The organism is Nonomuraea sp. NPDC003709, from assembly GCF_040610775.1.
Taxonomy (GTDB): Bacteria; Actinomycetota; Actinomycetes; order Streptosporangiales; family Streptosporangiaceae; genus Nonomuraea; species Nonomuraea angiospora_A.
This window is the reverse complement of sequence record NZ_JBEXMW010000066.1, coordinates 1-9,720: the sequence shown is the minus strand read 5'-3', so window position 1 is coordinate 9,720 and position 9,720 is coordinate 1. Positions and strand designations below refer to the sequence as shown.

General features: G+C 71.5%; 2 protein-coding genes. Both read left to right on the top strand.

All coding sequences use genetic code 11. The features are described 5' to 3' along the window. The coding region (locus ABZX61_RS65405; RefSeq protein WP_355213146.1) for an SDR family NAD(P)-dependent oxidoreductase at window positions 1–3,885 on the top strand (3,885 nt) is incomplete at its 5' end. 49 nt (window positions 3,886–3,934) lie between these two features. Beyond that, window positions 3,935–9,720 (top strand): SDR family NAD(P)-dependent oxidoreductase (locus ABZX61_RS65400; RefSeq protein ID WP_355213144.1); only part of this gene is annotated, 5,786 nt, incomplete at its 3' end.

Sequence of the window (9,720 nt, the reverse complement as noted above, 5' to 3'; positions counted from 1 at the left end):
AACACCAACACCACCCCCAACTGGACCACCCTCATCCCCCACGCCACCACCACCGACCTGCCCACCTACCCCTTCCAACACCACCACTACTGGCTCGAAGCGCCCTCGACCGTCACGAACGTCGACGGGCTGGGCCAGGCCCCCGCGGACCACCCCCTGCTGGGCGCCGCGGTGGAGCTGCCCGATCAGGGCGGAGTGGTCCTGACGGGGCGGATCTCGGTCGCCGCGCATCCGTGGCTGGCCGACCACGCGGTGGGGGAGAAGGTCGTGTTCCCCGGCACCGGGTTCGTGGAGCTGGTGGTGCGCGGGGCCGACGAGGTCGGTTGCTCGGTAGTGGAAGAGCTGACGATCGAGACGCCGCTGGTGATCGAACGGGACGAGTCGATCCTGATCCAGGTGGCGGTGGCCGCCGCCGACGAGGACGGCCGGCGCGAGGCGACGGTCTACGCCCGCAGCGGTACGCGGCCATGGACACGTCATGCCGCCGGGATCGTGGCCACGGCGAACAGCGGCGACACGGCGGGCTTCGACTGGAGCCAGTGGCCGCCGGCAGGAGCGCAGGCGGTGGACGTGTCGAACCACTACGAGACGCTGTCCGCCGCAGGGTACGGATACGGACCGGCGTTCCAGGGACTCAAGCGAGCCTGGGAGCACGACGGAGAGGTGTTCGCCGAGGTGGAACTCGGCGAGCGGGAGGCCGCCGAGGCCGGCCGGTACGGCATCCACCCGGCGCTGCTGGACGCGGCCCTGCACGCCATCGGCGTGGCCGAGCGACTCTCCGACGACTCGAAGATCACGCTGCCCTTCGCCTGGACCGACGTGCGGCTGCACGCCTCCGCCGCCAGTCACCTGCGCGTACGCCTGCGCCGCGCCGACGACGGCGCGGTGACCCTGGAGACGGGCGACTCGGCGGGACAGGCCGTGGCCTCCATCGGCTCGCTGGTCCTGCGGGAGCTCGCTGACCAGAAGCTGACCGCGACCGCGTCCTCGTCGTCGCTGCTGCGCATGGACTGGGTGCCGCCGGCGAACGACCTCGCGGACACCCCGGTGGGCGACGTTGCGGTGGTGGGCGAGCGGTGGCCCGCTCTGGAGGCGGCGATCGAGTCCGCCGGCGGTGGTGTCGAGGAGTACGCGGACGCGGCGGCGTTGGGTGACGCGGTCGCGTCCGGGCAGGCTCTTCCCGCCGCCGTGGTCATGCGCCTGCAGGCGGGTGCCGGGCAGGACACGCTTCCGGAGGCGCTGCGGTCGGAGCTGGACCGGGTCGTGGGTGTGCTGCGCGATTGGCTGGCCGACGATCGGCTGGCCGAGAGCCGGCTGGTGCTGGTGACCACGGGTGCGGTGACGACCGGAACGGAGGCCGGCAGCGCCGGCGGTGGTGCTCTGGTCGAGGCGGCGGTGTCGGGCCTCGTGCGCTCGGCGCAGGCCGAGAGCCCCGGCCGGATCCTCCTGGTGGACGTCGACGATGCGGCCGATTCGCTCACCGCGCTGGCCTCCCTCCTGAGCGTGGAGGACGAGCCGCAGCTGGTGGTACGCGCCGGTCGGGTGCTGGTGCCCCGTCTCACCCAGGCGAACACCTCCGGCGAGCTCCCGACGCCCGACGGCCCCGACGGCTGGCGGCTGGACAGCCCCGCCAAGGGCTCCATCGACGGGCTGACCTTGATGTCGGCTCCGGAAGCCGGCCGCGAGCTGGCCGCCGGTGAGGTGCGCGTGGACGTCCGCGCGGCCGGCCTGAACTTCCGCGACGTGCTCAACTCCTTGGGCATGTACCCGGGTGAGGCCGGGGCGATGGGCGTCGAGTTCGCCGGCGTCATCGCCGAGGTCGGGCCCGGGGTGGACGGGCTGAGCGTCGGCGACCGGGTGATGGGCATGGGCGAGGGGACGTTCGGTCCCCGCGTGGTGGCTGATCACCGGATGATGGCGAGGATGCCGCAGGGGTGGAGTTTCGCCCGTGCGGCGTCGGTCCCGGGAGCGTTCGCGACCGCCTGGTACGGGCTGGTCGACCTGGCCGGGCTCAGTCACGGCGAGCGCGTGCTGATCCACTCTGGAGCCGGCGGTGTCGGTATGGCCGCCATCCAGATCGCCCGTCATCTGGGCGCGGAGGTCTTCGCCACCGCCTCACCCGCCAAGCAGCACCTGCTGCGGGCGCTGGGCGTGGCCGACGACCACATCGCCTCCTCCCGCGACCTCGACTTCGCCGACGCCTTCACCACGGTCACCAGAGGTGAAGGGGTGGATGTGGTGCTCAACTCGCTGGCCGGGCCGTTCACCGACGCCTCCCTCAACCTGCTCGCCCCCGGCGGGCGGTTCATCGAGATGGGCAAGACCGACCTGCGTGACCCGGCGGACGTCGAGAACAACGGAATCCGGTACCGCAGCTTCGACCTCATGGACGCTGGGCACGAGCGGATCGGCCAGATGCTGGCCGAACTGCTGGATCTGTTCGCCGGCCAGGAGCTGGCGGGTCTGCCGGTGCGGTGCTGGCCGGTGCGGCAGGCCCGCCAGGCCTTCCGGCACATGGCCCAGGCCCGCCACACCGGCAAGATTGTCCTGACCATGCCGCGCGCGCTGGATCCGGACGGCACGGTGCTGATCACGGGCGGCACGGGCGGTCTGGGCGCGATCCTGGCCCGTCATCTGACCACCGAGCACCAGGTCGGGCATCTGCTGCTGGCCTCCCGCCGAGGAGACCAAGCCCCCGACGCCGACCAACTCCGCACCGACCTGGAAGCAGCCGGTGCAACGGTCGAGATCACCGCGTGCGATCTGTCCGACTCTGAGCAGGTCACCGCGCTCCTCGACCGCGTCCACACCGAACATCCCCTGACGGCGGTCTTCCACGCCGCCGGAGTGGTGGACGACGGCGTGATCGACTCGCTCACCTCGGACAAGATCGACCGGGTACTGCGGCCCAAGGCGGACGCCGCCTGGCATCTGCACCAGGCCACCAGCCATCTCGACCTGGCCGCGTTCGTCCTCTACTCCTCCTCGGCCGCGACCCTCGACAGTGCCGGGCAGGGCAACTACTCCGCCGCCAACGCCTTCCTCGACGCGCTCGCGATCCACCGCCACGCCACCGGCCTGCCCGCACAGTCCCTCGCGTGGGGGGTGTGGGCGCCGGAAACGGGTGGCATGACGCGCCGGCTGGGCGACATCGACCTGGAGCGGCTGTCCCGTTCGGGGTTCACCGCGATGGGCGCCGCCGAAGGCATGCAATTGCTGGACGCCGCCCTGACCATGGCGGAGCCCTTCCTCGTACCGCTGCCCATGGACGCCCGTGCTCTCGGCGCCCGCGAGGACGGCATCCCCGCCGTCCTGCGCGGCCTGGCGCGCACCCCCGCACGCCGTACCGCCCAGAGCGCGCAACCCGCCTCGGACGGCGAGTCGGCGCTGCAGCAGCGCCTGGCCGGGCTGCCCCCGGCCGAGCAGGAGCGCATGCTGGTCTCGCTGGTACGTACGGAGGCCGCCGGCGTGCTGGGACACGCCTCCGAAGAGCACGTGGATCCGGACAGGAGCTTCAGCGAACTCGGATTCGACTCTCTGACATCGGTGGAGCTGCGTAACCGGCTCGGCAAGGCCACCGGACTCCGGCTGCCGGCGACGCTGATCTTCGACTACCCCAACGCGGTCGCCATCGCCGAGTACATGGGCAGCCAGCTCCTGCCGAAGAAGGAACCGGCCGAATCGCAGGTACTGCAGAGCCTGGACGAGCTGGGCCGGCTGCTGGGCAAGATCGCCATCGATGTCGAGGCGCGGTCCGAGATCACCGTTCGCCTGCAGAAGCTCATGGACGAGTGGCGCGGCGACCGATCCGGAACGGACGAGGAGAGCAAGGTGCGCACGGCGAGCGCCGACGAGCTCTTCTCGCTGATCGACCAGGGCCTTTAGGTCCCCCAGGAAACGCAAACTCGAAACCCCTTAGGGAAGGCGGGACGGCATGGCTGACGAAGAGAGGCTCCTCGCGTACCTGCGGCGAGTGACCGAGGATCTCCAGCAGGCCAACCGACGTTTGCGTGAGGTCGAGGAGAAGGAGCGCGAGCCGATCGCGATCGTGGCGATGAGCTGCCGCTACCCCGGCGGGGTGAACTCGCCGGAGGACCTGTGGAAGCTGCTGCTGGAGCGCGAGCAGGGGATCGTCCCGTTCCCGAAGGACCGGGGCTGGGACCTGGAAGCGCTGTACGACCCCGACCCGGACAGCAGCGGGACGACTTACGCGCGCTCGGGCGGGTTCGTCGAAGGGGCGGACGAGTTCGACCCCGCGTTCTTCGGGATCAGCCCGCGTGAGGCCGTGGCGATGGACCCGCAGCAGCGGCTGGTGCTGGAGGTCTCGTGGGAGGCCCTGGAGCGGGCCGGCCTCCATCCGGCTTCCTTGCGCGGCACCTCCGCGGGCGTCTTCATCGGCGCCTTCGCCAACGACTACGAGGTGGGCCGAGGCCCCCTGCCCGAGGGCAGCGAGGGTTACCTGGGGACGGGCAACTCCAGCTCCGTCATCTCCGGCCGGGTCGCGTACACGCTGGGCCTGGAGGGGCCGGCCGTCACGGTGGACACCGCCTGCTCCTCCTCGCTCGTCGCCATCCACATGGCCTGCCAGTCGCTGCGCGCCGGAGAGAGCACGCTCGCGCTCGCGGGCGGCGTGACGATCATGGCCACGCCGGAGCTCCTCGTGGACTTCAGCCACCAGCGCGGCCTGGCTCGGGACGACCGCTGCAAGGCGTTCTCCGACGAGGCCGACGGCACCGTCCTGGCCGAGGGTGTCGGTGTGCTGGTGCTGGAGCGGTTGTCGGATGCGGTGGCCGCTGGTCATCGGGTGTTGGGGGTGATCCGTGGGTCGGCGGTCAATCAGGACGGGGCCAGTAATGGTTTGACGGCTCCGAACGGTCCTTCGCAGGAGAGGGTGATCCGTCAGGCGCTGGCCAATGCGGGGTTGTCGGGTGCTGAGGTGGACGCGGTCGAGGCGCACGGGACGGGGACCGCGCTGGGGGATCCGATCGAGGCGCAGGCGTTGCTGGCGACGTATGGGCGGGATCGGGGTGCGGCCGAGCCGTTGTGGCTTGGGTCGGTGAAGTCGAACATCGGTCACACGCAGGCTGCTGCGGGGGTGGCCGGTGTGATCAAGATGGTGCTGGCGATGCGGCACGGTCTGTTGCCGCAGACCCTGTACGTGTCCACGCCCACGACTCATGTCGACTGGGAGCAGGGTCAGGTTCGGCTGCTGGAGCAGGCACAGGACTGGCCGGAGCCTGCGGACAGGCCGCGGCGGGCGGGTGTGTCGTCGTTCGGCGTGAGCGGGACGAACTCGCACGTGATCGTGGAGCAGGCTCCCGAACCGGAGGCGCAGGAGGAGGAGTCCGGGAGCGCTCCTGTGATCTCCGGTGTGGTGCCGTGGGTGGTGTCGGGGCGCGGTGAGGAGGCGTTGCGCGCTCAGGCGTCCCGGCTGGCCGAGTACGTGGTGGCACGGCCGGAGTTGCCGGCCGGCGAGGTCGGGCTGTCGCTGGTACGCACGCGGCCGGTGTTCGAGGACCGTGCCGTCGTCATGGGCGCCGACCGGGAGGAGCTGCTGGGCGGGCTGCAGTCGCTGGCGGCGGGGGAGCCCGGTGCCGGGGTGGTGGCCGGTTCGGTGTCGGGTACGGCGTCGGGGCGGCGGGATGCGGTGCTGGTGTTCCCGGGTCAGGGGGCGCAGTGGGCCGGGATGGGGGTGGAGCTGGCGCAGGCGTCGCCGGTGTTCGCCGCCCGGCTGGAGGAGTGCTTCGCCGAGATCCGGCGGTGGGTGGACTGGGACCCGGCCCAGGTCCTGGCCGACGCCGATGGGGCGGGGCTGGACTCGATCGAGAGACTGCAGCCGGTCGCCTTCGCGGTCGGAATCGCGCTGGCCGAGCTGTGGGAGTCCATCGGCGTCCGCCCGACAGCGGTAGTGGGCCACTCGCAAGGTGAGGTGGCGGCAGCCTGCGTGGCCGGGGTGTTGTCGCTGGCCGACGCGGTGCGGGTGGTCGTGTTGCGCAGCCGGTTGTTCGCCGCCGAGTTGTGGGGTCGCGGTGCGATCGCCGCTGTGGGGCTGCCCGCTGAGGTGGTGCGGGAGCGTGTGGGCGAGGGGTTGGAGGTGAGCGCGGACAACGGGCCTGCCTCCTGCGCGGTGGCCGGACCGACCCAGGCGCTGGAAGAGCTTGTCGAGCGTCTGCGTGGTGAGGGGGTGCGGGCGCGGGTGATCGCCACCACGGTGGCCTCGCATTCGCAGATGGTCGAGCCGTTGCGCGAGCAACTGCTGGAGATGCTGGGCCCCATCGAGCCCGCGCCGGGGCGGGTGCCGGTGTATTCGACGGTGACCGGCGGTGTGCTGGCGGGCTCGGAGCTGGGGGCGGAGTACTGGTTCGCCAACGCCCGCCGGCCGGTGGACTTCCAGGGCGCGGTACGGGCGTTGCTGGCCGATGGCCGCACCGCGTTCATCGAGGTGAGCCCGCATCCGGTGCTGACGATGGCGGTGCAGGACATCCTGGACGCCACCGGCACATCGGGCGTTGCGGTGGGATCGCTGCGCCGTGGCGAGGGCGGCCCCGACCGGTTCCTCCGCTCAGCGGCCGAGGCGTTCACCGCCGGCGTCGGGGTGGACTGGGAACGACTCCTCACCGTGACCGGCGCAGGCACCGAGCTGCCCACGTATGCGTTCCAGCACCGGCGCTACTGGCTGGAGCCCGCCACGACCGGTGTGTCGGACGCGGGCGGGCTGGGCCAGGCCCGCGTGGAGCACCCGCTGCTGGGTGCGGCGGTGGAGCTGCCCGATCACGGCGGGCTGGTGCTGACCGGCCGGATCTCCACCGCCACGCATCCCTGGCTGGCCGATCACGGGGTGGGGGAGACGCTGCTGTTCCCCGGCACCGGGTTCGTGGAGCTGGCCGTGCGGGCGGGCGACGAGGTCGGCTGCCCGGTCCTGGAGGAGCTGACGCTTGAAGCGCCGCTGGTGATCGAGGGCGACGAGGCGGTCCAGATCCAGGTGGCGGTGTCCGCCGCAGCCGAGGACGGCCGCCGCGAGGTGGCGATCCACGCCCGCACCGGCCGGCGGCCTTGGACGCGTCACGCCGCTGGAACCCTCACCGAGACGACCGGCACTGCAGGCGCTGCCGATGGGCAGTGGCCACCTGCGGGAGCGCAGGCTGTGGACGTGTCCGGCCACTACGAGGCACTCGCCGGTTCCGGATACGGGTACGGTCCGGCCTTCCAGGGTCTCAAGCGGGCCTGGATCCGCGACAACGAGGTGTTCGCCGAGGTAGAGCTCGACGAGCGAGAGGCCGCCGAAGCCGACCAGTACGGCATCCACCCGGCTCTCTTGGACGCCGCCCTCCATGCCACGGGCCTGATCGAGCAGGCTGAGGGCGTCGTGCTGCCGTTCGCCTGGAACGGGGTGGAGCTCCTGGCTTCCGGCGCCCAGCAGGCGCGCGTTCACGTCCTTCCGGCCGAGGGAGGCGCTTCCAGCATCCGGATCGCCGACGCCACTGGCGTCCCGGTGGCGGTCGTCACGAGTTTGATCACGCGGCCGCTGCCCGCCGGTGGACTGTCGTCGCGTACCCAGCCCGGACACGAGGCGCTCCACCACCTTCAGTGGGTGATACCGCCAAGCTGGAACCCGCCCCATGCCCGAGGGCCGATAGCCGTCATAGAGACGGACGGCAGAGTGGCCGAAGCCCTGCGCGGCGGCGACCTGGAGGTGCGCTCATACACCGATCTCCACGCGGCAGCGGGCGACGACGGCACCACGACCATGGTCATTCCTTGCCCGATTCCGCAGGCAGACGACCGGGAACCGCTGGAGGGCCTGCGGTCGGAGCTGGACCGGATTGTGGGGGTGCTGCGTGACTGGCTGGCCGACGATCGGCTGGCCGAGACCCGGCTGGTGCTGGTGACCACGGGTGCCGTGACGACCGGTACCGAGGCCGGCAGCGCCGGCGATGGTGCTCTGGTCGAGGCTGCGGTGTCGGGCCTGGTGCGTTCGGCGCAGGCGGAGAACCCAGGCCGGATCGTCCTCGTGGACGTCGATCGCGCGGCCGATTCGCTCACCGCGCTGGCTTCGTTGCTGGGCGTGGAGGACGAGCCGCAGCTGGCGGTGCGGGCCGGTCGGGTGCTGGTGCCCCGTCTGGCCCGGGCGGACACGTCCGGCGATCTCGCGACGCCCGAGGGGCCGGAAGCCTGGCGGCTGGACAGCCCCGTCAAGGGCTCCATCGACGGGCTGAACCTGATTCCGGCCCCGGAGGCCGATCAGGAGCTGGCCGCCGGTGAGGTTCGCGTGGACGTCCGCGCGGCCGGCCTGAACTTCCGCGACGTGGTCGTGACACTGGGCATGGTGCCCGAACAGGGCGGGCTCATCGGTGGTGAGTTCGCCGGGATCGTCTCCGAGGTCGGACCCGGCGTGGAAGGGCTGCGGGTCGGCGATCAGGTGATGGGCCTGGGCGAAGGGACCTTCGGCCCGCGTGTCGTGGCTGATCGCCGGATGATGGCGCGGATGCCGCAGGGATGGAGTTTCGCCCGCGCGGCCTCCGTCCCGGGAGCGTTCGCGACCGCCTGGTACGGACTCGTCGACCTGGCCGGGCTCAGCCGTGGGGAGCGGGTGCTGATCCACTCCGGTGCCGGCGGTGTCGGCATGGCCGCGATCCAGATCGCCCGGCACCTGGGTGCGGAGGTCTTCGCCACCGCCTCACCTGCCAAGCAGCACCTGCTGCGGGCGCTGGGCGTGCCTGAGGGCCACATCGCCTCCTCGCGCGACCTGGACTTCGCCGACGCCTTCGCCGCAGTCACCGGGGGCGAAGGGATGGACGTGGTGCTCAACTCGCTGGCCGGGCCGTTCACCGACGCCTCCCTCGACCTGCTCACCCCCGGCGGGCGGTTCATCGAGATGGGCAAGACCGACCGGCGCGACCCGGCCGACGTCGCGAACACCCACCCCCATGTCCGTTACCGCAGCTTCGACCTGATGGATGCCGGGCACGAGCGGATCGGCCAGATGCTCGCCGAACTGCTGGACCTGTTCGCCTCCCAGGAACTGGCCGGTCTGCCGGTGCGGTGCTGGCCGGTGCAGCAGGCCCGCCAAGCCTTCCGGCACATGGCCCAGGCCCGCCACACCGGCAAGATCATCCTCACCATGCCCCGCACGCTGGACCCCGACGGCACGGTACTGATCACCGGCGGCACGGGCGGTCTGGGCGCCATCCTGGCCCGCCACCTTGCCACCGAGCACCAGACCAAGCATCTGCTGCTGGCCTCCCGCCGAGGAGACCAGGCCCCCGACGCCGACCAGCTCCGCACCGACCTGGAAGCAGCCGGCGCAACCGTCGACATCACGGCCTGCGATCTGTCCGACCCCGAGCAAGTCAACAGCATCCTTGGCCGGGTACCCGCCGAGCATCCGCTGACGGCGGTCTTCCACACGGCCGGGGTGCTGGATGACGGTGTGGTCACCTCGCTCACCCCGGACAAGATCGACCGGGTACTGAGGCCGAAAGCGGATGCTGCCTGGCATCTGCACCAGGCCACCCAGCAATTGGACCTGGCCGCGTTCGTTCTCTACTCCTCCTCAGCCGGCACGCTGGACAGCGCCGGACAGGGCAACTACTCGGCGGCCAACGCCTTCCTGGATGCGTTGGCGATCCACCGCCACACCACCGGCCTACCCGCCCAAGCCCTCGCCTGGGGACTCTGGCACCAACCCAGCGGCATGAGCGCCCACCTCACCACCACCGA